Origin of the sequence: uncultured Streptococcus sp. (genome assembly GCF_963518475.1) — a bacterium.
Lineage (GTDB): Bacteria > Bacillota > Bacilli > Lactobacillales > Streptococcaceae > Streptococcus.
In genome coordinates this window covers 18,685-44,140 of sequence record NZ_CAUQJA010000001.1, presented here as the reverse complement: position 1 = coordinate 44,140, position 25,456 = coordinate 18,685, and the positions used below count along the sequence as shown (strand labels likewise).

Below are 25,456 nucleotides of genomic sequence, written 5' to 3'. Positions count from 1 at the left end.
TTTCTCCTTATTTTGGAATTTTTTTGCTGACTTTTTTATAAGTTTCTCTGCGATTTTCAATCTCACTGAGGAATTTCAGGTAGTTGTCAAAACGGAAGGTGGCAATAGCACCCTCTTCTACTGCCGGCTTCACTGCACAGGACGGCTCATGGGTATGGGTACAAGTACGGAATTTGCAGTTTCGGCTGACACTAGCAATCTCTGGAAAGGCCTGATTGAGGTCTTCCGCCGTTGATACTTCATAGTCCAAGGATGAAAAACCTGGTGTATCTGCGATTTTGCCCCCATTGAGGTTGTAAAAACTAACAGCTCGAGTGGTATGGCGCCCACGACCCAGACTGTCTGAGATTTCTCCTGTTTCAAGATTGAGATCTGGTGCGATTTTATTGAGAAGAGTTGACTTCCCAACACCTGTCTGCCCCATAAAGACTGTAACCTTGCCTGTTAACAAGGGCAAGAGTTCTTCTTTACTGGTCACAAAGTCGTAGCCGATATCACCATAAGTCTGTTCATAAAAATCCAGTTCTTCCCTATCTTCCAACAAATCCATTTTAGAAATATAAACGATGGGATGGATGTCCTTGTGCTCCAATAGAACCAAGAAACGATCCAGCAAATTGCTGTTAAAATCAGGTTCCTTGACGGACATGATTACTACAGCTTGATCAATATTAACAATAGGTGGACGGACTAGGCTATTTTTGCGTTCGTGAATTTTGAGAATATAGCCTTCTGAATTTTCCTCCGCAGAGAAATCTACCCAATCCCCGACGTAGGGAGTATGGCCTTTTTTACGGAAATTCCCACGCGCGCGTGTCTGATAAACCTGGCCCTCACTCTCTACATAGTAGAAGCCGGCCAAGGCCTTAATAATTTGTCCCTGCATCTTAGAGTCCTTGCCCTTTAAGCGCGTCTGCTAGACTGGCAAATTCTGTCAAGCTGAGTGCTTCTCCACGCACACTTGGTGACAAGCCTGCTTGGTCCAAAGCCTTGGTCAGCTTGTCCTTAACTTCCTCAGTCTTACCAAAGTAACCTGTCAAGTTATTCCACAAGGTCTTGCGGCGATGGGTAAAACTAGCCTTGGAAACCTTAAAGAAAAAGTTCTCGTCTTCAACTGCTACAGCTGGTTCTGGACGGCGCACCATTTTCAAAATAGCAGAGTCCACGTTTGGTGCTGGCACAAAGACCGTACGAGGTACGATGAAGGCAACCTTGACTGTCATGTAGTACTGCACCGCAATCGACAAACTACCATAAGCCTTGGTATTCGGCTGGGCTGAAATGCGGTCAGCTACCTCTTTTTGCATCATAACAACAAACTCACTAAAAGGAATCCCACTCTCGATTAAGTGCATGAGAATAGGCGTCGTGATGTAGTAAGGCAAATTAGCCACTACCTTGATTGGCAGGTCAGGATTTTTGAAATTCTGGATATGTTGGGCCAAATCGACTTTGAGAATGTCCTCGTTGACTACGGTCACATTGTCAAAATCACGCAAGGTATCTGCCAAAATCGGTACCAAACGGTGGTCGATTTCAAATGCCATGACTTGAGCTGCACGCTCAGCCAAAAACTCCGTCAAGGCACCAATCCCTGGCCCGATTTCGATGACATTGACCTGGTCATCAATCTCAGCCGTATCCACGATTTTTTGTAGGATATTGGTATCCGTCAAGAAATTTTGCCCAAAGGACTTTTTAAAGGTAAAACCGTGACGCTCCAGCACTGCCTTGGTCACGCTATAATCTGCAATTCTCATCTATTCTCTTTTCTATTATCTGTTACTACTATTGTAACACATTCCCCTTGTATTTTGGGGGTGAAAATCATACCAAAAAACTATCTTTCCTCATGAAGAAAGATAGTCTTGGAAATCTTTAAAGGTGGACTTATCGGTTCTCTCGAAACATACGTTCGAAAAAATCAGCTTCTTGATAACTTCGATTTTCGGGTAGGGTCAAATCTACATCCTCCTCCACATCATCCACTGTCAGTTCAACCGTTTGAGGTAAATTTTTCAAACGATAATGCTTTTGCCTTTGACCTTCAATACTAGCAAAATCAAGCAAATAGCCATTCACTCGGATTTGAACCAAAAGGAGATGATTGGTCATATTTTCCATGATGAGAATATCTTCTAAACCACCTCTGGCACTAGGATAATCAGATACCCTGCGAATACGGATTTTTTCACACATGAGCAAGCTCCCTCATATCAATGATTTCATCTGCCTTATTCCAGATTAGGGGATTATGAGTCGCAATGATGATAATTCGATTTTCATCTTTCAAGCCCACCAAGAGATTCATAACCTCCTCTGAATTTTCAGGATCAAGAGCTGCTGTTGGTTCATCTGCCAAAATCAAGGGTGGATTTTTCAAAATAGTCTTCGCAAGGGCAACTCGTTGAGCCTCTCCCCCAGATAAAGTATAAATTTTTTGTTCTAGATCCAAATACCCTAGATTAACCTTTTCTAAAGCCTCCACTTGCCTTTCCAAACGTTCTACTTTTGAAATTTTTTGACCAACAAAGCCCAAATCCAAATTCTCTTTGATTGATTGGTTTTCTAAGAGTCCAAAATTTTGAAAGAGATAGCCCATCTGGTCTCGAAAATACTCACGAGTGGGAATGGTTTTTAAATCTTTCCCCTGATAGAGAACCCTTCCACCATCTATCTTTTCTAGCTTTCCTAAGATATTAAGCAAAGTCGTCTTTCCGCTTCCACTCTTTCCGATTAAGGCATAAACCTTGCCCTTCTCCAACTTGAGATTTAAACCAGAGAAAATCGCGCGGTCATTAAACTTCTTTTCCAATTCTTGAATATCAATCATCTTATTTTCCTTTCAATACTGCCATGCTACCAGCTTCTTCCTTTTTATCCTGCCTTACTAAAATCAAGAGGGCGTTAAGAGTAAATAAAGCTACAACTAGAGCGCTAATCAAGCTATCTCCTGTCAAAACACTAGATAGGATTAGCCCAAGTAAGAGAACTCCTCCTTGCGCCAGTAAGTACTTGCCATGAAGCTCATAGATTGTCATACCAGAAAGACGTTTAATCATGATCTCCCGTCTAAACTGCTCAAAATAGAGAAGATTCATGGAATCAAATAACAAGATAGCCGTAGACAGGGTCAAAATAGTCCCAATAAGGAGAGAGTAGAACTCCATCCGTTTGTCATTTAGTACCTTGGCAAAAAACAGCTGGCTTTTTACCAAATAAGAGACCTTGTGATACAGACCTTGCTCTTTTAGAGCTGTGATACTATCTCCATATCGATCTAGTTTCAAGGCACTATTAGCCGTAGTTCCCCATAACATCCCTGCAACAGGTCTTGTTCCAGTCGCTTGCGGCGTTAAAACTACAATAATCGGATCTTTTAGGTACTGGCGTGTCGTCTTGTACCCATCGTTATAGAGGAAGCGTTCCTGTCCTGTTTCTGTAAAAGCTAGCGTTACCTGTGGGAGGTAGTGTTTCTGACTCGTCACTTCTACACTTTCAGATGAAAAGTTTTGCAGGTAATCTGTAAATAATCCTTGATAATAGGCAGACTGCTCTCGCAAGCTCTCAGGCAAGATCAGCCCAAACTCTCCCTCAGACAAGTTTTGCATCTTCTCCATGAACTCAGGAGATACGGCAACCTTCTCTTCTGTTAGATACCGTGGTGAGACATAGATGGCATTCCCTGCTGGTGTGTAGTCATTGAGACGATTGCCATCTAGGTCCACTTCTGCTCCATCTGAGAAATTGTCAACATTGCTCATAATATAAAAAGAGTCTGTATTGGCTAACCGTTCTTCAGTAAATGTCTGCCACTCACGATTATCCTTACGCATTCCTTCTTTATCGGCAAATGCACTAGACCAACCAAAGGATAGACGGTAACGATCTGAGGACTGACTCCATTTATCGCTAGCTCTCTCCATTTCTTGCATTTCACGGTAGTGGGGTAGGAGAGCAGTCGCACTCGAGCCGACCACCAGCACGGCCAAGAGTTGCCCCACCATCATCAATGTCATCATACGTTTGAGAGGGAGTTTCCCTTTCAATAGATCCACCAGACTATTTTCCTGTAAACCAAGTAGATAGACGACACTTAGTAAGGTAGAAATCCCGGCCAAGGTCAATCCATAAAGTAGAAGAGCAATGATGACCAGTTGCACCGTCGCCATAAACAAGGCACCTTGATACCAGAGAATTCCCAATCCCAAAAGACTGGATACCAGCACTGAGCAGATAAGCTGTCTCACATCTTCTAACACTGGTCTGAGAGCCACCCCAAACAAGCTCTCACCAGCTATTAAGCGAATCCCTGCCTGACGAAGGGACTTGATCCGATAAATCAGGGTCAGACTCATAAAGGTCAGCAGAAAAATAGCTAGACTCAGTAGTCCCATTGAGGTAGCCGCCAATAGTAAGACTATCGAAAATGGATCTTCTCCATTCGAAACAAAGCCTTGATAGCCAAGTTCTTTCAAGGTGGTCTGTAAGCTCACTCCATCCAAACTTCCTGACACAATCAAATAAGACCCTAATAAATCACTCGTTTCTGCACTCTCCTTGGAGGAAATGGTCAGACCTTCTGGAAGCTCTCCCTCACCATAAGTGGCATAGGTAAAGCGTGTTTCTCCAGCTTCATTTGGCTCAACAATCCGACGGGCGATGAGACTATTATGCTCTACTGCCAAGTTACTCAAAGCCTCTGTCACCTCTTCGCGACTAGCTACTGGTTGATTTATCACCATTCCTGTCACATCAACAGAAGGATAGTTACCAAATAAAATCTCTTCTCGATGGTCAACGGAAGTTATCACCATATAAAGCGATACCAATACCATTGAAATCAAAATAAATAAACGTTTCATCATTTCCTCCAAAAAGTTACTTGGTCACTTAGTGAGAAGATGACCAAGTAAAGCTAAACAATAGGGCTATACCATTCTAAACATTATAGTAGAATGCAACTTTCTCTCCCCAAGAAGTACGAATCCATGCACGAGAAGTCCCTCCAGCACCAGCATATCCCTTATCAGATGAACCAGTTTTTCTACTAACAACTGTTGAGCTATGATATTCTGAAGAGTGATAGTAGTTTGAGTAAGCACCTCCGTCACCTGAACCATACGTCCAGACACCACCATCTGGATACTTAACCGCGGCCGATACTACTGCTACACTTCCACCTAATGTTGCTGCAATGCTCGCTACAAGGGCTAATTTTTTAACTGTTTGTTTCATATTGATACTCCTCTATTTTTTATTTTATCATAAATATTTATTATATATTGTCCATTTTCTATTCAAGTAAAACTAAGTCATGGATCATAGACCTTTTCAAAGCAACACCTCATGGTATCCTCTCCTTATTTTTCTAATTTAGTCTATCAAGTTGTATTTATTATATGTTATGAATAAATTTTTTGAGACTAAGTAGACATAACTAAATTTTATTTAAACCACCAAGTAACTAAATAAAATAAACTAAAAAAGTTCATACTGTAATCTCCTTTCACATTTTTATTAATTATAAATTATTCTTAAATAAACTCAAAGGACATCAATGTCCTTAAAATAGAACCATTTCGTGTCATTTTTAGCTTATATATAAAAAAAACAGTCCTAAAGACGAACTTTAGAACCATTTCAATACTAGAACAAGGACATTTTTGTCACTGATTCACTATGTTTATAAATATTTTTTTAAATCTTCTTGCCATTGTTTCTCCAACATAGTAACTAAATAAGAATTTTCTATTATATCAGCAAATAGCTTCGATTTCTGATAGAACTGTTCGGCAGAAACATAATCATTGTTTATTATTAGAGATAATTTCCACTCCAACATTAATATAATTGGTTTCTTCTGAAAATCTTGTGTTTTTTCCATTATATGATTAAGGCTAAAGATATAAGCTCCGAGTGAATCATAAGACGACAGATTATCCAAACAGGCTAGACCCGAAAACAAAGTGTTACTTAAAGCAAACAGATATTCTGGTGCAATTAATTCTACATGATTTGTCAAACGAACTAAAAACGAATGAATTCTGTTAATTTCTTCAATCTGATTTTGACCTTGTTTTATCTTTGTAAGCACTATAGCAAAATATAAGTTGATAACTTCTAATTCATTTATCAAAAACAATTCCTTATCATAAATTGTTTTAAAATAATCGTCCAGTACGGTTTCCCCATATTCTGGTCGTCCGCTTCGAATAACATCTATCGTTGCTCTAGTAGCTTCAAACCATATTTTTTCCTCATTAGGAAGTTGCTCATAAAATAAATCCTCTATCTCTTCCAAACACGCTTCCTTCTTATCATACTCCTCTTCTTTACCATAGATTGGTTCACGTAAAATTTGGTATTTCAATTCTAAATAAGCAGGAGGAAGAGCTGAAAAATCCGGCATAAGGCTATAAGCGGGAACTCCTAGCCGGCGAGCAATATAGTCTAACTTGGGCAAACTCGGTTGCGAAGCTCCACTTTCAATTCGCGACAGTTGACGAACTGTCAGTTCTTGCTCATCTCCACAAAAATCTGGACGACTAATTCCTTTTTCTATCCGAATCTCTTTAATTTTTTGACCAATTAACATCAGACGTCTCCTCTTCTACCTGCTTCGAAAAATACTGTGAAACTTAAAAAATTGTAACGGCTACATCTTCCCTACTCATAAGATTTCATAGCTTCTTCCACTTCTGCCAAGGTGATCCCAAACAACTCTAGGCGTTTGAGGAGTTGCTTGCCGTTGGAATAGCCAATTCGGAGAGCTTCTCCTAAATATTCTCGTCGCTTACGGCTATCTCCTCCTGCTAGAAAACCAAAACGAATCAAGTCACTACGATTAATGTCAAACTCATTCTCGTTTTCAAATTGCTCTGTCACCTGAGCCAGCGCTGTTTTCAAATCCTCATAGCTAGCATGCTCAATCCCCAGAGAACGCCCCTTGGTCTTAGACTTGGGAACAGCTTCATCTCGTTTGAGGAAGGCATGCTGAACTGTTGGAATGGCCGTCATAATCATGCGCCGAATCCGCTCCCCATTAAAATCTGGGTCTGTAAAGACAATGATTCCATGACGTTGGTGCAGGCGCTGAATCCGCTCTAGATCCTTTTCATTGATGGCAGAACCTCGTGTCTCATAGGTCTCTACATCGAAGTAACGTTTAAGATTGGCCGTATCATCGCGACCTTCAACCACGATGACTTGGGAAATTTTTTCTTTCATCACTTGCTATCCAATCCAAAAATGCGCTCTGCATTTGCAGTCGTTGCCGCCGCTAGCTCTTCTGTCGTCATACCACGCAAATCCGCGATAAAATCTACTACATAGCGAGTATAGGCTGTTTTGTTTTCACGACCCCGCTTAGGAACAGGAGCTAAGTAGGGTGCATCCGTCTCCACCAAAATCTTGTCCAAAGGAAGTTCTCTAGCCGCCTCTTGGATATCAGTTGCCTTCTTAAAAGTCACCACTCCTGAGAAGGAAATAGTCATACCAAGCGCGACAAACTTCTCTGCCCATTCAAGAGTTCCTGAGAAAGAATGCATGATGCCACCACGAGGACCAACTCCCTCACTCTTGATAATCTCATAGGTATCTTCCAGCGCATCACGGGTATGGACCACAAAAGGCAAATCCAAGTCCTTAGATAACTGAATCTGACGGCGAAAAACCTGCTCCTGCACTTCTTTGGACGCTGTCATCCAATGGTAGTCCAAGCCAATCTCACCCAAGGCAACAATCTTTGGATGCTTGAGCTTGTCAAGCAAGTAGGCTTCAATCTCCTCTGTGTAGGTTCCAGCTTCTGTAGGATGCCAACCAATAGTTGCGTAGAGTTGGTCATACTCTTCTACCAACTCCAAAGCACGCTCAATCGTCGGTTCATCAAAACCAACAATATTCATCTGTGTCACACCCATCTCAGCAGCCAAGGCAATTTCTTCTGCCTCACGACCTGCAAATTCTTCTACATTCAAGTGTGTATGTGTATCAAAAATCATCTCTTCTAACCTCGTTTTCTATCTACTATTATAGCAAAAAAACTGACCTCTCTCCTCATCTGTAAAAAATATTCTAAAACCCATTATCATCTCTTGACGCTCTTTTTCCAAAGCAGTATAATAACACTTATTGAATTTTTTCAACAAAGGAAACAACTATGTTTACAAAATTAAAACAGACCTTTATCGGTCGGCCTCTTAAGTCCTTAACAGAAGGCGAGGGAGGGTTGCTGGGAAAAATGCAGGCACTGGCCATGTTGTCAAGCGACGCTCTGTCCTCCATCGCCTATGGACCTGAGCAAGTAGTCCTCGTCTTGGCTAGCCTCTCTCCTCTTGCTATATGGTGGAGCCTTCCCATCGGCCTCTTTGTTCTCCTGCTTCTGGCTAGTCTGACCGTTTCCTACCGTCAAATCATCCACGCCTACCCTCAAGGTGGAGGGGCCTATATGGTTACTCGAGAAAATCTATCTCCCCAACTTGGCTTGATCGCTGGAGGTAGTCTGCTGGTTGACTACATGCTGACCGTAGCAGTATCTGTTGCTTCTGGAGCTGATGCTATCACAGCAGCTCTCCCTGCTCTCCACCCTTACAACCTCCACATTTCCATTTTTCTGGTTTGCTTGCTCATGCTTTTGAACTTACGGGGCTTAAAAGAATCTGCCAGCTCACTGATGATTCCTGTCTATCTCTTTATCATCAGTACTGTCTTTCTCTTGCTCTATGGAATTTTTCAACTAATGACAGGTTCTCTCAGCTATCAGGCAACTTCACCTATTGGGCATGCTGTTCCGAGCCTGTCTATCGTTCTCATTCTAAGAGCCTTTACCAGCGGCTCTGCCTCTCTGACAGGGGTTGAAGCTATTTCAAATGCCGTTCCCTTTTTCAAGGCTCCAAAAGAAAAGAATGCCGCTCAAACCTTGACCATCATGTCACTGATTCTAGGATTTCTTTTTGCTGGTATTACCTTCCTAAACTACTGGATGGGGATTATGCCGCAACACGGAGAAACCATCCTCTCACAGATGGCTCAAGGCATCCTTGGCGATTCTTTCTTAGGTCACCTTGGCTATTATACCTTCCAATTCTCCACAGCCTTGATTTTGGCCGTAGCTGCAAATACTGGCTTTTCAGCCTTCCCTATGCTGGCTTACAATATGGCTAAAAACAAATACATGCCCCATCTCTTTATGGAAAAAGGAGACCGCCTAGGCTACTCTAATGGAATTTTAACTCTGGCATTTGGGGCTATGATTCTTCTTCTCATTTTTAATGGTAATACCGAACGTTTGATTCCTCTCTATACTATCGGTGTCTTCGTTCCCTTTGCCCTTTCTCAGACTGGGATGATTCGCCATTGGAAAAAAGAAAAAGGGGCAAACTTCTTAAAACCTGCTCTTGCTAATATCCTTGGGGCCATCATTTGCTACGCGATTGTACTAATCCTGCTCTTTTTCCGTCTCAGTGATATCTGGCCTTTCTTCCCGATCATTCTCGTACTCACCCTACTCTTCTTGGCCATTCACAGTCATTACCAAAAAGTGGCCCAACAACTGCGACTCTATGAAGGAATCGAAAAACGTACCTACGATGGCAATCTTGTCCTCGTCCTCGTAGGAAATGTCACCCGAGTCAGCGTTGGAGCCATTAACTACGCTCAAAGTATCGGAGATGAAGTCCTAGCTATGCACATTTCTACTAAGGAAACAGCAGAAAAAGACCAAGAAATTCTCCAAGAATTTACCGATTACTTCCCAACCATTACTCTGAAAAACATCAAGACCAGCTACCGTGACATCATTACGCCTACTGTCAAATATGTCAAACGAATCTCTGAGGATGCCCAGAAAAAGAACTATACAGTCACTGTCCTCGTTCCCCAGTTTATCCCTAATAAGCCTTGGCAAAATATCCTGCACAATCAGATGAGCCTCAAACTCAAATACGCTCTCCGTTGGCACCAGGACGTCGTTGTCGCTAGCTATTCCTATCACTTAAAAGAATAAAAAGAAGGCCCTACCAGAAGCAAGAAGCTCTGGCAAGGCCTTTTTCTGAGTCCAGTCACTATGCTTATACTCAATGAAAATCAAAGAGCAAACTAGGAAGCTAGCCGTAGGCTGCTCAAAGTACATCTTTGAGGTTGTGGATAGAACTGACGAAGTCAGTAACCATACGCACGGCAAGGCGAAGCTGACGTGGTTTGAAGAGATTTTCGAAGAGTATTAACTGAAAAGCATGACTAGGAATACTATTGAATATGGTTAGCTAAATCTTCCTGAGCTTTTTTATTTGACTCAGCTTTTTCTTTTAGCCATTTTTCATAGAGTTCTTGGTACTGTTTAGCAGTTACTGGCTCTTTTTGCAGTTCAACATATTTATAGTTGTCTGCATCTCCTTTGTGTCCAACGAATGAGAATGGTCCTGTAAACGGTATAGTCTTACGGAAGATTGGGTTGGCTCCACCACTTTGAACTGGTAGGAACAAGGCGCTATCTGTCAACCAAGCTTGGGCTTCAGCATATTTTTCATAGCGTGCTTGAGTATCTGTGATTTCCGCATCAGCCTGATCCAAGAGTTTCTTGTAGTCAGCAAGACCAATCTTGTCCTTCACTTCCTTGTCTTTTCCTTCAGACAAGCCCATGTTTTTCAACTGAGAACCTGTCTCTGGATCAAGGATCGCTAGGTAAGTCTTAGGATCTGAGTAATCTCCACCCCATCCTGAGATGTCGATGTCATAGTCTTTTTGTTCTGCTGTATCTGCAAAGTAGGTCGCCTGATCTTTTTCATCCGGAGAAAGTTGGATAACATCGATGACTACATTCTCCTTACCTAGAGTTTCTTCCACTGTTTGTTTGAAAGATCCAGCCTGTTGCACATCTAATTTAGCAGTCTGGTCAACTGGCATATCCAAATGAATTGGGAAGGTTACTCCCTGTGCTTGCAGGCTTTCTTTAGCCTTAGCAAACTTCTCTTTGGCCTTGTCAGGGTTCAAGAAGGCTTGCTTCCCATCGTTTAGGTTAATGTTTTCCCAATCTTTACCGTAGTTGACAATTTTTTTATTAACAATATCACCAAAGTTCTTATCACCAACTTGGACAAAGTTACTTGGTGTAACCGTGTTACGCAAGATACGGTCTGCTCCATCTTCACCATTTGTCTGTGCTGCATAAGCATGACGGTCAAAGGCAAAGTTGATAGCCTGACGGAAATCTTTATTTTGCATAGCTGCGCGTGAATCTGTCTTTTCCTTGTCAGACTGCTTCATAGTCTGCTTGTAGCTTTGGCGATTGACGTTGAAAAGATAGTAGAAAGTAACTGAGTTTTGCGGTGTATAGGTAATCTTGTCCTCATTTCCCTTCTTGAGTTCAGCAAAGACTGAGCTAGTTGGGAAAATACGACCATCTGTATAGTTACCATCCAAGAAACCTCTAGCAATGCTGTCTTGGTCAGAACCGTCAAAGAAAGAGAGTTTCACTTTCTCGATTTTAACATTGTCCTTATCCCAGTAATTAGGGTTTTTGTCAAATTCAATCAAAGATTTTGAGGTGAAAGACTTAAACAAGTAAGGACCATTTGACAAGATACTTGATGGTGTTACACTTCCAAAGTCATCTCCCTTAGACTTCAAGAAGGCTTCATTTACAGGATTAAGGATACTTGCTGTTGTTTTAGAGTTCCAATAAGTCTCAGGTTGGTTGAGAGTGTATTGTAGCGTGTAATCATCCACTGCCTTAACACCAACAGTTCCAAAATCAGATGATTTCCCTTCAACATAGTCTGCTAGACCCTTGATAGAGTCTTGTACCAAGTACAAGTTTTCAGCCTTTTTATCAGCCGCATACTTGAGACCAGTCACAAAGTCATGAGCCGTTACATCTGCATACTCTTCTCCTTCAGAAGTGTACCATTTAGCCCCCTGACGGATTTTATAAGTGTAGGTCAAACCATCTTTTGACACTGTCCATGACTCAGCCATAGATGGGATGAGATTACCATACTGGTCATTTTCCAACAACCCATCAATCAAGTTGGTTGTGATACTAGATGTAGAGTCTCGAGTAGAGGTAATATAATCCAAGGTATCTGGATTGTTGACAAAGATATAAGAGTAAGTCTTGTCAGCATTACTTGATTGAGATGATCCACACGCTGCTAGAGCTAGACCTGCTGTCAAAGCCATAGCTCCAAACAGCATCACTTTTGATTTCTTCATGATTATTCTCCAATTTTACAGTATGTGAAATATTATACACTATTCAAGCAAAAATATAAAGATTTTTGTACTTTTTTACAAAAATAAAAATCAGTAGACTCGAGTTCCTACTGATTTTTGATATAGTTCGTTTGGATTATGCAGCCAAAACTTTGCGTCCTTTACGACGACGAGCTGCCAATACGCGACGACCGTTTTTAGTTGACATACGGTTACGGAATCCGTGTTTGCGCGCACGACGAAGTTTACTTGGTTGATAAGTACGTTTCACGATGAATACCTCCTCATAGATTTTGTATTCGTTTAGCCGGCTATAAAGTGATCAGTTACTAAACATACTTTACTATTCTATCTGATTCTTTTACTTTTGTCAATAGCTCTAGGCAAATGTTTCCAGCTTTTTCGAATGTAAGCCCTATCTACGATACTGTTTCAAGAAACGAGTCATCTTTTCTTGGATTTGGACTAGTTCATCAACACGAGGAAGGTAAACGATACGGAAATGGTCTGGTTCCTGCCAGTTAAAGCCTCGACCATGAACCAAGAGAACCTTTTCCTGCTTCAAGAAATCAAGAACAAACTGCTCATCATCATCGATGCGGTACATATTGCGGTCGATTTTAGGGAAGATATAGAGTCCAGCCTTGGGTTTAACGGCAGACAAACCTGGAATATCTTGAATAGCATTGTAGATGAAATTTCTTTGTTCAAAAATTCGTCCACCAGGAAGGAGTAATTCATCCACTGATTGGTGACCACCCAAGGAAGTTTGTACGACTTGTTGGGCCAAAACGTTAGAGCAAAGACGCATATTGGATAGCATATTGAGCCCTTCGATATAGCCTTTAACATGTGTCTTAGGTCCAGACAAGACCATCCAACCCACACGGAAACCAGCAATACGGTGCGATTTTGACAGACCGTTCATGCTGACACAGAAGACATCTGGTGCCAAACTAGCCACAGGCGTATGCACATGTCCATCCATTACCATGCGGTCGTAAATTTCATCCGCAAAGATAATCAAATCATTTTGACGGGCAATCTCAATAATCTCCAACAAGAGTTCCTTAGGATAAAGGGCTCCAGTTGGGTTGTTTGGATTGATAAGGACGATTGCCTTGGTATTAGAAGTGATTTTTGACTTGATATCGTCAATATCTGGGTACCATTCTGCAGCTTCATCACAGATGTAGTGAACGGCATTTCCCCCAGCTAGGCTGACAGCAGCTGTCCAGAGAGGATAGTCTGGCATAGGCACCAAAACCTCGTCTCCATTATCCAAAAGCCCCTGCATGGACATAACAATCAGCTCACTGACACCATTTCCAAGGTAGATATCATCAATATCCACGTTTGGGAATTTCTTCAGCTGGCAATACTGCATGATGGCCTTACGGGCGGAGAAAATCCCTTTAGAATCAGAATAGCCTTCACTATCACGCGCATTCATAATCAAGTCATGAATGACCTCGTCTGGCGCTGTAAAGCCAAATTCTGCTGGATTTCCTGTATTCAGGCGTAAAATCTTTTCTCCGTTTGCTCGCATCCGCATGGCTTCTTCCAAAACAGGACCACGGATATCATAAGCAACATGTTCTAACTTACTAGACTTGTTATATTCTTTCATCTTGTTTCCTCAATTCATCAGGATAGTAACATTATACCACTAGAAAGAGAATGCGACAAGTTTACTGAAATGTATTACTAGATTCGGATAGAAGAAAAGCCTCGCTAAAAGCGAGGCTTAGACAGTGGTGATAGCAGGTGTTTTGCCAAAAAACATCACATACCAAAAGATAAACCTAGAAAAAGCAGGCCTAGAAAGGAGTCATAGAGAAGATTGAACATGAGGAAAAGCCCCCATATCATCAAGTAATCCCAGCGACCACTTCTTTTTGCAACTAGGAATAATAGCAGATGGTAGAGTAGGTGAAAGACTAAAAAGCCAATAAAACCCGGATAGAGAAGCGGAATTAGCTTCTCTAATTGCCAGATCATGATCACTTCTACCAAAACAGACACTAGGATAATTCCATAATAAAGGAAACCTGATTTTTTTGCTTCTTGAAAAGAGTTTTTCATCATTCTCCCTCCCTTCACTTCTATCCTGCTATCCTTTCTTTTATTTTATCATATATTTATATAGATTTTAAGCGCTAACATTCTTTTGAAAAATACTTTTTTTGCTTTACTTCTATAGTGAAAAGGTTTACAATTATAGTAAGAAAATTTCAGGAGGTTTCATTATGGCACAACGTTACCAAAATATTATGGTCGCAATCGATGGTTCTAAGGAAGCGGACTTGGCTTTTGTCAAGGGAGTTCATTCTGCTCTACGAAACGACGCTAAACTCACCATCGCTCATGTCATTGACACACGCGCTCTCCAAAGCGTATCCACCTTTGATGCTGAAGTTTACGAAGAACTCCAAGTCGACGCTGAAAGTCTGATGAAAGAATACGAAAAACGTGCGAAAGATGCTGGTGTGACAGATGTTCATATCGTTATTGAAATGGGAAATCCAAAGACTCTCTTGGCACGTACTATTCCTGATGCTGAGGAAGTGGATCTCATCCTCGTTGGCGCAACTGGTCTCAACGCCTTTGAACGCCTCTTGGTCGGTTCTTCATCTGAATACATCCTCCGCCATGCTAAGGTCGATTTGCTGGTTGTGAGAGAACAAGAAAAAACCTTATAATCACGAAGAAAAGGAGCTCAGCGCTCCTTTTTGTTTACTATTTATACTCTTCGAAAATCTCTTCAAACCACGTCAATGTCGCCTTGCAGTATATATGTTACTGACTTCGTCAGTTCTATCTGCAACCTCAAAACAGTGTTTTGAGCTGACTTCGTCAGTTTCATCTACAACCTCAAAGCAGTGCTTTGAGCAGCCTGCGGCTAGTTTCCTAGTCTTTCATTGAGTATTATTTCTCTCTTTATGGCGTTCATAAGCCTTGAGCTGGCGCTGCAGTTCCTTTTTAATAGCAGGCTCTGGAGCATATTTTTCTTCCCAATCATCTGGCTTTAAGATTTTGTGGGTCACTGGATCAAAATGAGCCTTGCCATCTGGGAAAATTTTCCCCATATTGGCCTGATGGACAATATCAAAAATACGTTCTGGGTCCACCCCCATCAAGACAAAACTACCGTAGGTGAAGTAAAGCGTATCAATCAAGGCATCCACCTGCCCTACCAAATCTTGCTGTGCAGGTGTCTTCTTGGATACCTTATCTGCTGCCTTATCAAGGGCCTGATGAAGTTGCGATAGAGCTTGGCCAAAGTCCTCTTCAGAAGGGCTGGCAGCTCGAATAAATTCCACCAATTCTTCTATTTTAAAGCTAGCCCTGTGGGTTGCACCTTCTAAATCCCAAGCTCGAGGTTCTTCTTGAGTTCGTTCATCCATCATGTGGTGGAAGGTCTTGACCTTATTGAAGTGATAGTCACGGCTGACAAAGACTTTTTCTGAGGCCAGAACACCAAAATGTTCCAGGGCCTTGTGGATTCCGTCTTGCTGATTGCTAGTGGTAATGTGCTTAGCAACTTCCTTAACACTGCTACTACCATTTCCCATAGCGACCGACATACCGACACCAGCCAGCATTTCAAGGTCATTATCTGAGTCGCCAAAAGCCATGACTTGGTTGAGGTCAAAGCCATATTCTTTCCCGACTCGGCGTATGCCTTCCAATTTAGAGTTTCCTTGATTGATGACATCCGCTGCAAAAGGATTGCTACGTGTCAATTTCAAGTCTTCAAAATCAGCTGCCGCCTTCTCAGATTCTTCTGGCGTCATCAGCATCAAGACTTGGTAGATAGGTTGATTCATCAGATGAAGCAGGTCTTCTTCCTTTTGGGGAACAACCTTGCTGACCATACGATTAAAGGAATGACTCACTGTCCGAGTTAAAACTGAGGGAACGAAGCGACTGATTCGTTGGGAAAAAGAACCCAGACCAAAAGACATGATTTTAGACCCCAGCATGGCATCCTTGGTCCCTAGAGCAATCTCCTTGCCCTCTTTTTTAGCATAGCTAATTAGCTGGCGCAAATGTAACTTGGAAATCGGGCTCGTGAACAAGACTCTGTCTTTGGTAAAGATATACTGGCCATTGTAGGTTACCGCAAAGTCCAGATCCAAATCATCCATCAATTCCTTAACAAAAAAAGGTCCTCGCCCCGTTGCTACGCCAACCAGCACCCCTTGTTCTTTGACAATCTTAATCGCGTCCTTAGTGGATTTCAAAACACTCTTGCGATCGTTAACCAAGGTTCCATCGATATCAAAAAAAACAGCTTTGACTTCCATCCTATCCCAATCTCCCCTTTTGTGATACAATGATTATACCACATTTCAGAAAGAGTGAGTAAATCATGCCTAAGAAAATCCTTGTTTTACATACTGGTGGGACTATTTCCATGCAAGCCGATGCCTCTGGTGCTGTTGTGACTAGTTCGGATAATCCCATGAACCATGTGTCCAATCCTCTCGAAGGAATCCAAGTCCACTCCCTAGACTTTTTTAACCTGCCAAGCCCCCATATCAAGCCCAAGCATATGCTAGCTCTCTACCAAAAAATCAAAGAGGAAGCTGCTAACTACGATGGGGTGGTGATCACACACGGGACCGACACTTTGGAAGAAACAGCTTACTTCCTTGATACCATGGAAGTTCCCCACATGCCCATCGTTCTAACAGGGGCCATGCGCAGCTCCAATGAACTCGGTAGTGACGGAGTTTATAATTACCTAAGTGCTTTGCGAGTGGCTAGCGATGACAGGGCTGCTGACAAAGGAGTTTTGGTCGTTATGAACGATGAAATCCATGCTGCCAAGTATGTTACCAAAACGCATACCACCAACGTCAGCACCTTCCAGACTCCTACTCACGGCCCACTTGGTCTGATTATGAAACACGAAATCCTCTACTTTAAAACAGCTGAACCTCGTGTTCGCTTTGACCTTAATCACATACAAGGATTAGTCCCTATCATCTCTGCTTATGCTGGTATGACAGATGAGCTGATTGATATGCTGGATTTAGAACAATTGGACGGTTTGATTATCCAAGCCTTCGGAGCTGGTAATATTCCCAAAGAAACTGCTCAAAAATTAGAAAGCCTTCTGCAAAAAGGAATCCCAGTCGCCCTGGTTTCACGATGTTTTAACGGTATTGCAGAACCTGTTTATGCCTACCAAGGTGGGGGCGTGCAGTTGCAAAAATCTGGTGTCTTCTTTGTTAAAGAACTCAACGCCCAAAAAGCCCGCTTGAAACTCCTTATTGCCCTCAATGCTGGATTAAAAGGACAAGTCTTAAAAGACTATATGGAAGGCTAACCCCTTCTCTAGAAAGCAAAATCAGGAAATCTTCACGATTCCCTGATTTTTTCTATTTACGTTTTCGTGTTGAACGACGTTCTGTTAATCCATGAGGTAAGAGAACTTCACGTTCTTCCAATTCTTCCTTGTGCATAATCTTCGTCAACATACGCATACTGATGGCACCAAGGTCATAAAGAGGTTGGGCAATAGTTGTCAAGTTTGGACGAGTAAAGCGTGAGATTTGTGAATCATCACTCGTAATGATTTCAAACTCTTCCGGCACTGACACACCGTGGTCAGCCAAACCATTCAAGACACCTGCTGCCAATTCATCGCCTGTTACAACTGCTGCAGTTGCATTCGATGAAATCAAGCGTTCAGCCAAGGCATAGCCATCTTCATAAGTGTATTTAGACTCAAATACCAGCCCTTCGCTATAAGAAATCCCTGCTTTTTTCAAGGCTTCCTTGTAGCCAACCAAACGAACCTTACCATTGATATCATCCACTAGTGGACCGCTTACGAAAGCAATGCGCTCGTTCTCTTTAGCAAGGTAGGTCACTGCGTCAATCGTAGCTTGTTTGTAGTCAATATTGACACTTGGGAGTTGATGTTCTACATCCACAGTTCCTGCAAGAACAACTGGTGTTCGAGAACGAGAAAACTCTGAACGAATTTTTTCAGTCAAGTGGTACCCCATAAAGATGATACCATCCACTTGCTTAGAAAACAGTGTATTGACAACTGAAACTTCCTTGTCATCATCCTCATCACTATTGGCAAGGACGATATTGTACTTGTACATTTCAGCGATATCATCAATCCCTTTAGCAAGCGTTGAGAAATAACCATTGGTGATATTTGGAATCACGACACCGACAGTAGTTGTCTTTTTACTTGCAAGACCACGCGCCACGGCATTTGGACGGTAATCCAAACGATCAATTACCTCAAGCACTTTTTTACGAGTATTCTCTTTTACATTCTTATTGCCATTGACTACACGGCTAACCGTCGCCATTGAAACCCCTGCTTCACGGGCGACATCATAAATCGTTACTGTATCGTCTGTATTCATTCCATTTCCTTTCTATATCATACCTCACGAGACTCTAAAAAAGAGACGGTATGAAAATTTCGTTTTCATGATTCTACTTATTCCATTTTATCACTATTTGTAAACACTTTCAAGCTTTTTTTGAAGATTATTTGAAAAAATTTCATAGGAAGCTATGTTTATGAAGAAAAAATCACCTTTTCTTGATTTTTAATCCTATTTGCTGTATGATAAGGGAAAAGAAAGGGGGGCAGAAATATGGCTTTTACCAATACCCACATGCGGTCGGCTAGTTTTGGCATTGTAACCAGCTTACCTGATGATGTCATTGACTCTTTTTGGTATATTATTGACCACTTCTTAAAAAATGTCTTTGAATTGGAAGAAGAACTCGAGTTTCAATTGCTCAATAACCAAGGAAAAATTACCTTCCACTTCTCAAGTCAACACCTCCCTACAGCCATTGATTTTGATTTTAACCATCCCTTTGACCCTCTTTATCCCCCGAGAGTCCTAGTTTTAGATATGGACGGTAGAGAAACTATCCTCCTCCCAGAAGAAAATGACCTATTTTAAAAACTCTAGCCTTCAGTTACAAGCGACTGAAAACTAGAGTTTTTCCTATTTTTTCGAAGCATTATACAAGTTGCGAATAGGTTGCCTTAATGTAGGATGGATAAAATGAGGTGCAATTTCTTGTAGAGACTCAAGTACAAAAAGGCGTTCCGCTATGTAAGGATGGGGCAAAATAAGGTCATCTGTATAAAGGACCTGATCCTCCACAAAGAGCAAGTCCAAATCAATCAAACGAGGCCCCCAATGTACTTCTCGCACCCGTCCCATCTCTGACTCAATGGCTAACAAGGTCTCTAATAGAACTGGGGCCGGCAACCAGGTTTCAACCTCAACCACTTGATTAGCAAAGTTATCTTGCTCCACACCACCCCAAGGCTCCGTCGCTAAGACACTGGACTCTTTGAGAATATGGATGCCACGAGCTCGCAGTTTGTCAATGGCTTGTTTCAAATTTGCTTGTTTATCTCCCATATTGCTTCCTAGGGCGATAAAGGCTCGTTGCTTGCGACGATGAATGGTTACCGAGCAAGTATCTAGTGGCAAATGCACTGGCGCCCAAGGTTTTTTCAGTTCCAGCTTAATTTCTTGGATAAGAGGATAAGCCTCAAAAGTACGTTCTACCAGTTTGTAGGCTACCGTTTCAATCAAGTCCTCAGTTGTTTCCTGAAACCAAGTCGTCCACTGCTGACACAATTCTCCGTAATGGACAGAGGCTGTTAAATCCAAGTCTGTAGCCGCCTTGGTCATATCATAGGATAGGATTGCGGAAATAACAAACTTCTGCCCCAATTCTTTCTCACTGGGAAAAAGACCATGATAGGCAAAAATTTCCAAATCCTTAATCTGCAGTTGATCCATAATGATTCCTTTCTAGAAAAATCCGCCCCAAGCGGATTCTTTTTATACTCAATGAAAATCAAAGTGCAAACTAAGAAGCTAGCCGCAGACTGCTCAAAACACTATTTTGAGGTTGCAGATGGAAGCTGACGTGGTTTGAATTTGATTTTCGAAGAGTATTATAGTCCCATTAAACGATAAGCCTGATCTCGGAGGTCCTTATCTGTTTCAAATAAACCACGAGCTACTGTCGTCAAGGTTGCAGTGCCTGGTTTTCTGACACCACGCATGCTCATACACATATGTTCCGCCTCAATAACAACAAAGGCTCCCTTAGCACCCAGATACTCCATCAAGGCATCGGCCACTTCGATATTCAATCGTTCTTGAATTTGTGGTTTTTTAGAATAAACTTCAACCGTACGGGCTAGTTTAGACAAGCCTGCCACACGACCATCTGGAATGTAGGCAATGTGCGCTCTACCATAAAATGGCAAGAAGTGGTGCTCACACATGGTGTGGAAAAAGATATCCTTTTCTACTACCATGTTGTCATCAATAATCTCAAAGGATTTTGACAAATGTTCCTCCGCTGTTTGGCCAAGACCTGAAAAAATCTCTTGGTACATACGGGCTACACGAGCAGGTGTTTCCTGCAAACCCTCGCGGTTAGCGTCCTCTCCTACAGCCTCGATAATCATTTTTACAGCTGCTTCAATCTTTTGTGTATCCATTCTCGTTCTTCCTCTCCATCAGATAGGCTCTCACTTGGCTCAAGAAATACAAGGAACCTGTGACAATCCTAACTGTTTGTTTCTCTTCTGTTTTATCTGTCAATTTCTGCTCTAGAAAATCCTGCCAACCTTGGTAGCTGAGATTTCTAGACTTAGCTGCCTCTTCCAGCACGCTTTCATCAGTCGCCCGACTATCCGCAAAATGTGTTAGAGTAAGCTCGGTATCTGGGATTTTCTCCAACAAATCCAACATATCTTCCAAGGCCTTGGTTTTGATACAAGTAAAGAGGATTTCCTTACGATAATTCGCAAAGCGTTCTTGCAAGGTTGGTAATAAAGCCTTGATAGCGTGGGGATTGTGAGCCCCATCCAAAATCATCAAGGGATCTCTTGACACGATTTCCAAACGCCCTGGCCAACTTGTTTCTTCCAAGGCTTGAACAAGCAAGTGATTGCTTGCTAGTTCTCGACCATCTTCTTGACAAAAATTATCAAGTAAAGCTATGGCCATCCCAGCATTCTCTATTTGGTGCAAACCAAGCAGGCCAGTCTGGAAGCGACCTTGTCTGACAACACTTGTATAGTCAAAGACTTCGCCTGTAACCATACTCTTTTGATGGCTGACCTGATAATCTGTCCCGTAAGCAAATCTCGGCGCATCTTTCCCTTCCGCAATGCGGTCAATCACAGCCAAAGCTTCTGGAGCGATACGACCTGTCACCAAGGGAATACCTTGTTTGATAATACCAGCTTTCTGCTCTGCTATAGCTTCCAAGGTGTCACCAAGTAGGGCTATATGGTCCAATCCAATAGTCGTAATTCCTGTCAAAATGGGCTGACAGACATTGGTACTATCTAAAAGCCCACCCATGCCGACTTCCATGATAGCCACATCTACTTGCTCTGAGGCAAAGTAATCATAGGCTATAGCTGTAATTATTTCAAACTCAGTTGTCCCCTGCAAATTGGTAGCCGATTCCCCTTCCAACAAAGACTGATAGTCTGCCATGAGGGCTTCTAGTCTAGCCTCTGGGATAGATTCCCCATTGATGCTAATCTGATCTGTGTAATGAATGAGATAGGGTGAGCTGAAAACACCAACTCTCAGCCCCATCTTTTCTAGCATATTTTTCAAAAAAGCAATGGTCGAACCCTTGCCATTGGTCCCTCCGACATGGATGACCTTGAGTTTGAGATGGGGATTTCCACGCAACGCCAACAGTTCCACCATTCGTTCCAAGCCAAAATGCGGTTGATCCGTCCGGTAGTTAGCAATCCACTGATTGTTTTCGATTTCTTTCATCTTATTTATATTGTTTTAAATCTAAATTTTCCGCTTCATCAGCCAAACGAATGGCGGAGGCAATTTCAACTGCCATCCTGTGACTAGCTACGTCATGCACGCGCACCACTTCTACACCCTGTCTTGCAGCAATACTAGTTACATGAGCCGAAGCCATGTCCCGATTGCGGAAACCAAGTTCTGTCTCAGGATTGACTTCAAAACCATTTTCTTCAAGGATGTTGATGACAAACCGCTTGCGCGACACTCCAAGAAAGATTGGATAGCCCTTCTGATGGAGTTTATCCAGGTCCCGTAAAAGAAGCAAATTTTCTTTCTTGGTCAGACCAAAGCCGATTCCTGGATCCAACAGGATATTTTCTTGTGCGATTCCAGCTTGATTCGCTCTCGCTAAGGCTCTGTCAAAGAAAGCCTCCATCAAGTCTTCGATTGGCAATATTTCAAAGTCAGCTAACTCTTCCTCTGTAAAAGCTTGTCCAAAACCAAAATGAGGAAATATGAGCGAGCTAGGATGCTGAGGTCGCGCCATGACTGGATTAAACATGATGACCACTTGCGCTCTCGCTTCAGCTACCACATGAGCCATTTTTTCATCACCCATGAGACCAGTGATATCGTTGACTAGATTGGCACCAGCAGCCAAAGCAGCCTCTGCCACCTGACTTTTCCAAGTATCAATAGAAATGAGGACATCACTTTCCTTACGAATCGCTTTAATCACTGGAACAACACGCTGGATTTCCTCTTCTATCTCAACATAGCTACTTCCCGGCCGAGTCGATTCTCCACCGATATCTAGCATACTAGCCCCTTCTGCTATCAATTTACGAGCCTGCTGGAGCGCCTGCTCAAGAGCAAAAAATTGACCACCGTCCGAAAAGGAGTCTGGGGTTACATTGATAATTCCGCAAATAGCTGTCTTTGCATGATTGGCTTTACTTAACATATCGGTCACTCCCTCAAGGCTTTTCACCATATTATTTCTCTATTTTACCATAAAAAGAAAAAGATGGACACGATTGCATTCATCTTTTTCCCAGTAGAAACAAGTAAGCAATTGTCAAAAATCTTAAACAGAGATCCCTAATGTCCGACTCAAAATCACCACGAGAGCCAACAAACAGAAAGCAACCCCATTCACAATCATGTGAAGTAAGATAGACATTTCCAAACGTTGGGTCTTGTAAGCCGTCCAAGATAGAACGATCGACATACCTCCATAAATCAATAAAGAAGGTAAATTACTTGGTTGATGCAATAAAGCAAACACAATCGTACCGACTACAAATCCCAAATTCTCCTTGCCTCGGAAAATCTTTTTAGGAACAATCCCACGGCACAAGATTTCCTCACAAATTGGAGCAAGCAAGGCCAACAAGAAGAAACTGGAAATCAGAGAACTATTATGAACCATATCGTTAATCTGAGACTGGTTCCCTGTTGTCGTCTCATTTGACAGTTGTAACAAGATAGAACCAAGTATATTTGAACAGATAATGACTAAATAACTTAATCCCAAACGTGCCAAATCCTTAGCTCTAAAAAAAGAAAAATTAAAACTTGCTAATTGTGTTTTACGAGCTCCAATAATAAATAGCACCAGAACCACAATCGAAATACCAGCAACTATCAGTCCTGACTGCAACAGTGGTACTGCATTTAAAGTTAAAATAGCAGTAACTCCTATAGGAATCTGATATAAAATTGTCGCCAGCAAAAAGATTAACAACCAGCCTGCACGATTCAATAATTCTTTCCACATATTTTTCTCTTTCATCACCCATCTCCTTTGTATTAAAAAAGGGGAAAAATCCCCCTGGGTTATCCTATTATAAGGCCATACTGATGTAGTTAAGGATAAACAAGGCATCCAAAATCCAAATCATGACATGAACATCTTTAGCTTTACCTTTGACAAGCTTAGTCAAAGTGTAAGTCAAGAAACCAACTGCAATCCCTTGAGTGATAGAGTAGCTGAATCCCATAAAGATAGATGTGAAGAAAGCAGGAACCGCTTCAGACATATCGTCCCAATGGATATTTTTCAAGCTAGCCAACATCATAATCCCAACGATAATCAAGATTGGAGCTGTAGCGGCTGTTGGTACAATCGCTAGAAGTGGGCTAAAGAAGCTTGAGATCGCAAAACAGATAGCTACAACCAAGGCTGTCAAACCAGTACGTCCACCTGCACCGATACCAGCAGCAGACTCAACATAAGTCGTTACGTTCGAAGTACCAGCGATGGCACCAATTGAAGTACCAATCAAGTCAGAGTAAAGAGCCTTATCCAACTTAGCTGATTGGTGATTTTCACCATTTGTCGCTACGATACCAACTTTTTCACCTGTACCAATCAAGGTACCAATCGTATCAAAAATATCTGTCAATGAGAAGGCAAGAATGGCCATCAGAGTTTCAGGCAAGCGAGCAGTATCTGAAATCAAAGCTCCCAAACCTTCTGAACCAAGAGCTGCACCAAAGACTGTCTTCAAGTCTTCAAAGGCTGCACCAACATGGTTATTAGCAAAATCGATGCTTGACAAATCTACCAAACCAACTGCGATAGCAAGAATAGTTGTTGTCAAGATAGAGAGGATAATTCCCCCTTTAATTCCTTTGATAACAAAGAAGATTGTAATGGCCAGTCCTGCAAGTGCCACCAAAACAGCTGGGTTATTAAAGTCAACCAATCCTGGAACTGCTGAAGAGTTTGCTGCAATCGTTGCTTTAGCTTTGTCAGCCCCTTCTCCCAAAACAGTATAGTTTCCTGGATCAATCGTGAATTTCAAAAGTCCAGCATTCTTAATCCCCACGTAGGCAAGGAAGACACCGATACCAGCTGAAATAGCTGAGCGAAGGGCATTTGGAATCGATTCAATGATCATTTTACGAACATTTGTCAAGGTAATAATCAATGAGATGACCCCACAAATGAAGACCATAGCCAAGGCTTCTTGCCATGAATAACCAAGTCCAAATACGACTGTAAAGGTAAAGAAGGCATTGAGTCCCATACCTGGCGCTTGAGCATAAGGTAAGTTAGCATAGAAGGCCATCATCAGGGTACCAGCAACTGCACCGATAATCGTTGCGAGGAATACACCCTGAGCAGGCATTCCTGTTTGCGAAAGAATTTGTGGGTTTACAAAGAGAATATAACTCATTGCAAAGAAAGTTGTTAAACCAGCGAGAACCTCTGTACGAACGTCTGTACCGTTCTCTTTTAGTTTAAATAATTTGTCCATTATCAATCTCCTTTTAATTTTTACGAACAATAATAGAATTATATCATTTATCATTCACTTTTTCAATATCTTTGTTTGATTTATTTAAGAATTTGATGGAATTTTATTTTTTGTTTGGAATCTGTTTTTCTGCCTGCTTTTTGTTATAATAGTAGACATCTTATC

General features: G+C 41.9%; 25 protein-coding genes. 4 read left to right on the top strand and 21 right to left on the bottom strand.

Annotated elements, in window-relative coordinates:
- Positions 1-7: 7 nt before the first annotated feature.
- The 9 genes from rsgA to RYK12_RS00160 form a co-directional block, all read right to left on the bottom strand.
- Positions 8-886: a ribosome small subunit-dependent GTPase A gene (rsgA, locus tag RYK12_RS00200; protein ID WP_314846349.1), complete on the bottom strand. Its 879-nt coding sequence runs from the start codon at positions 884-886 to the stop codon at positions 8-10.
- Position 887: 1 nt separating this feature from the next.
- A complete protein-coding gene (gene rsmA, locus RYK12_RS00195) occupies positions 888-1,760 on the bottom strand; it encodes a 16S rRNA (adenine(1518)-N(6)/adenine(1519)-N(6))-dimethyltransferase RsmA (protein WP_314846348.1) in 873 nt (290 codons plus the stop codon).
- A gap of 130 nt (positions 1,761-1,890) precedes the next feature.
- The gene (locus tag RYK12_RS00190; protein ID WP_000333264.1) at positions 1,891-2,199 is read right to left on the bottom strand and encodes a hypothetical protein; all 309 of its coding nucleotides are present in this window, start codon (positions 2,197-2,199) and stop codon (positions 1,891-1,893) included.
- Positions 2,192-2,833, bottom strand: a complete 642-nt coding sequence (locus tag RYK12_RS00185; RefSeq protein ID WP_261067683.1) for an ABC transporter ATP-binding protein — start codon at positions 2,831-2,833, stop codon at positions 2,192-2,194. The genes RYK12_RS00190 and RYK12_RS00185 overlap by 8 nt, the downstream gene beginning before the upstream one ends.
- 1 nt (position 2,834) lies before the next feature.
- Positions 2,835-4,865, bottom strand: a complete 2,031-nt coding sequence (locus RYK12_RS00180) for a bacteriocin-associated integral membrane family protein (RefSeq protein ID WP_314846347.1) — start codon at positions 4,863-4,865, stop codon at positions 2,835-2,837.
- Positions 4,866-4,941: 76 nt separating this feature from the next.
- A complete protein-coding gene (locus RYK12_RS00175; protein WP_000815396.1) occupies positions 4,942-5,238 on the bottom strand; it encodes a lactococcin 972 family bacteriocin in 297 nt (98 codons plus the stop codon).
- A gap of 448 nt (positions 5,239-5,686) precedes the next feature.
- A complete protein-coding gene (locus RYK12_RS00170; protein ID WP_000904842.1) occupies positions 5,687-6,598 on the bottom strand; it encodes an XRE family transcriptional regulator in 912 nt (303 codons plus the stop codon).
- 71 nt (positions 6,599-6,669) lie between these two features.
- Positions 6,670-7,230: a ribonuclease M5 gene (gene rnmV, locus RYK12_RS00165; protein WP_314846346.1), complete on the bottom strand. Its 561-nt coding sequence runs from the start codon at positions 7,228-7,230 to the stop codon at positions 6,670-6,672.
- Positions 7,230-8,003: a TatD family hydrolase gene (locus RYK12_RS00160; protein WP_314846345.1), complete on the bottom strand. Its 774-nt coding sequence runs from the start codon at positions 8,001-8,003 to the stop codon at positions 7,230-7,232. Before RYK12_RS00160 ends, rnmV begins: the two co-directional genes overlap by 1 nt.
- A 158-nt stretch (positions 8,004-8,161) precedes the next feature.
- Between RYK12_RS00160 and RYK12_RS00155 the strand changes: the two genes are divergently transcribed.
- Positions 8,162-10,006, top strand: coding sequence for an APC family permease (locus tag RYK12_RS00155; protein WP_314846344.1), 1,845 nt, complete (start codon positions 8,162-8,164; stop codon positions 10,004-10,006).
- Positions 10,007-10,248: 242 nt separating this feature from the next.
- Here the strand turns inward: RYK12_RS00155 and RYK12_RS00150 are convergent, their stop codons facing one another.
- The 4 genes from RYK12_RS00150 to RYK12_RS00135 all read right to left on the bottom strand — a co-directional run bounded on the left by RYK12_RS00150 (position 10,249) and on the right by RYK12_RS00135 (position 14,301).
- Positions 10,249-12,213, bottom strand: coding sequence for a peptide ABC transporter substrate-binding protein (locus tag RYK12_RS00150; RefSeq protein WP_314846343.1), 1,965 nt, complete (start codon positions 12,211-12,213; stop codon positions 10,249-10,251).
- 136 nt (positions 12,214-12,349) lie between these two features.
- On the bottom strand, positions 12,350-12,484 hold the full coding sequence (gene rpmH, locus RYK12_RS00145) for a 50S ribosomal protein L34 (protein WP_000831905.1): 135 nt from the start codon (positions 12,482-12,484) through the stop codon (positions 12,350-12,352).
- 144 nt (positions 12,485-12,628) lie between these two features.
- Positions 12,629-13,843 (bottom strand): pyridoxal phosphate-dependent aminotransferase, encoded by a 1,215-nt coding sequence (locus RYK12_RS00140; protein WP_269789348.1) that lies wholly within the window; start codon positions 13,841-13,843, stop codon positions 12,629-12,631.
- Between the two features lie 155 nt (positions 13,844-13,998).
- Complete coding sequence (locus RYK12_RS00135; protein WP_269789349.1) at positions 13,999-14,301, bottom strand: hypothetical protein; 303 nt, start codon at positions 14,299-14,301, stop codon at positions 13,999-14,001.
- A 161-nt stretch (positions 14,302-14,462) separates the two neighbouring features.
- On the opposite strand from RYK12_RS00135, the gene RYK12_RS00130 reads away from it, so the two are divergent.
- Complete coding sequence (locus RYK12_RS00130; RefSeq protein ID WP_000079152.1) at positions 14,463-14,915, top strand: universal stress protein; 453 nt, start codon at positions 14,463-14,465, stop codon at positions 14,913-14,915.
- A gap of 216 nt (positions 14,916-15,131) precedes the next feature.
- On the opposite strand, the gene RYK12_RS00125 is transcribed toward RYK12_RS00130, so the two are convergent.
- Positions 15,132-16,523 (bottom strand): Cof-type HAD-IIB family hydrolase, encoded by a 1,392-nt coding sequence (locus RYK12_RS00125; protein WP_269789350.1) that lies wholly within the window; start codon positions 16,521-16,523, stop codon positions 15,132-15,134.
- Between the two features lie 65 nt (positions 16,524-16,588).
- Between RYK12_RS00125 and RYK12_RS00120 the strand changes: the two genes are divergently transcribed.
- Positions 16,589-17,551: an asparaginase gene (locus RYK12_RS00120; protein ID WP_314846340.1), complete on the top strand. Its 963-nt coding sequence runs from the start codon at positions 16,589-16,591 to the stop codon at positions 17,549-17,551.
- A 52-nt stretch (positions 17,552-17,603) separates the two neighbouring features.
- On the opposite strand, the gene ccpA is transcribed toward RYK12_RS00120, so the two are convergent.
- Entirely contained in the window at positions 17,604-18,614 is a 1,011-nt protein-coding gene (gene ccpA, locus RYK12_RS00115; protein WP_020900851.1) for a catabolite control protein A, read from the bottom strand.
- 237 nt (positions 18,615-18,851) lie between these two features.
- Between ccpA and RYK12_RS00110 the strand changes: the two genes are divergently transcribed.
- The gene (locus tag RYK12_RS00110; RefSeq protein ID WP_000886035.1) at positions 18,852-19,169 is read left to right on the top strand and encodes a DUF960 domain-containing protein; all 318 of its coding nucleotides are present in this window, start codon (positions 18,852-18,854) and stop codon (positions 19,167-19,169) included.
- Between the two features lie 45 nt (positions 19,170-19,214).
- On the opposite strand, the gene folK is transcribed toward RYK12_RS00110, so the two are convergent.
- From folK to RYK12_RS00080, 6 genes are all read right to left on the bottom strand, one after another.
- Positions 19,215-20,027: a 2-amino-4-hydroxy-6-hydroxymethyldihydropteridine diphosphokinase gene (gene folK / locus RYK12_RS00105; RefSeq protein ID WP_314846339.1), complete on the bottom strand. Its 813-nt coding sequence runs from the start codon at positions 20,025-20,027 to the stop codon at positions 19,215-19,217.
- Positions 20,028-20,185: 158 nt separating this feature from the next.
- On the bottom strand, positions 20,186-20,740 hold the full coding sequence (gene folE, locus RYK12_RS00100) for a GTP cyclohydrolase I FolE (protein ID WP_000380917.1): 555 nt from the start codon (positions 20,738-20,740) through the stop codon (positions 20,186-20,188).
- Positions 20,721-22,043: a folylpolyglutamate synthase/dihydrofolate synthase family protein gene (locus RYK12_RS00095; protein WP_314846337.1), complete on the bottom strand. Its 1,323-nt coding sequence runs from the start codon at positions 22,041-22,043 to the stop codon at positions 20,721-20,723. The genes folE and RYK12_RS00095 overlap by 20 nt, the downstream gene beginning before the upstream one ends.
- Position 22,044: 1 nt before the next feature.
- The gene (gene folP / locus RYK12_RS00090) at positions 22,045-23,019 is read right to left on the bottom strand and encodes a dihydropteroate synthase (protein ID WP_314846335.1); all 975 of its coding nucleotides are present in this window, start codon (positions 23,017-23,019) and stop codon (positions 22,045-22,047) included.
- 93 nt (positions 23,020-23,112) lie between these two features.
- Positions 23,113-23,820, bottom strand: a complete 708-nt coding sequence (locus RYK12_RS00085) for a CPBP family intramembrane glutamic endopeptidase (RefSeq protein WP_314846334.1) — start codon at positions 23,818-23,820, stop codon at positions 23,113-23,115.
- A gap of 52 nt (positions 23,821-23,872) precedes the next feature.
- Positions 23,873-25,291, bottom strand: a complete 1,419-nt coding sequence (locus RYK12_RS00080) for an NCS2 family permease (RefSeq protein WP_314846333.1) — start codon at positions 25,289-25,291, stop codon at positions 23,873-23,875.
- Positions 25,292-25,456 lie beyond the last annotated feature (165 nt).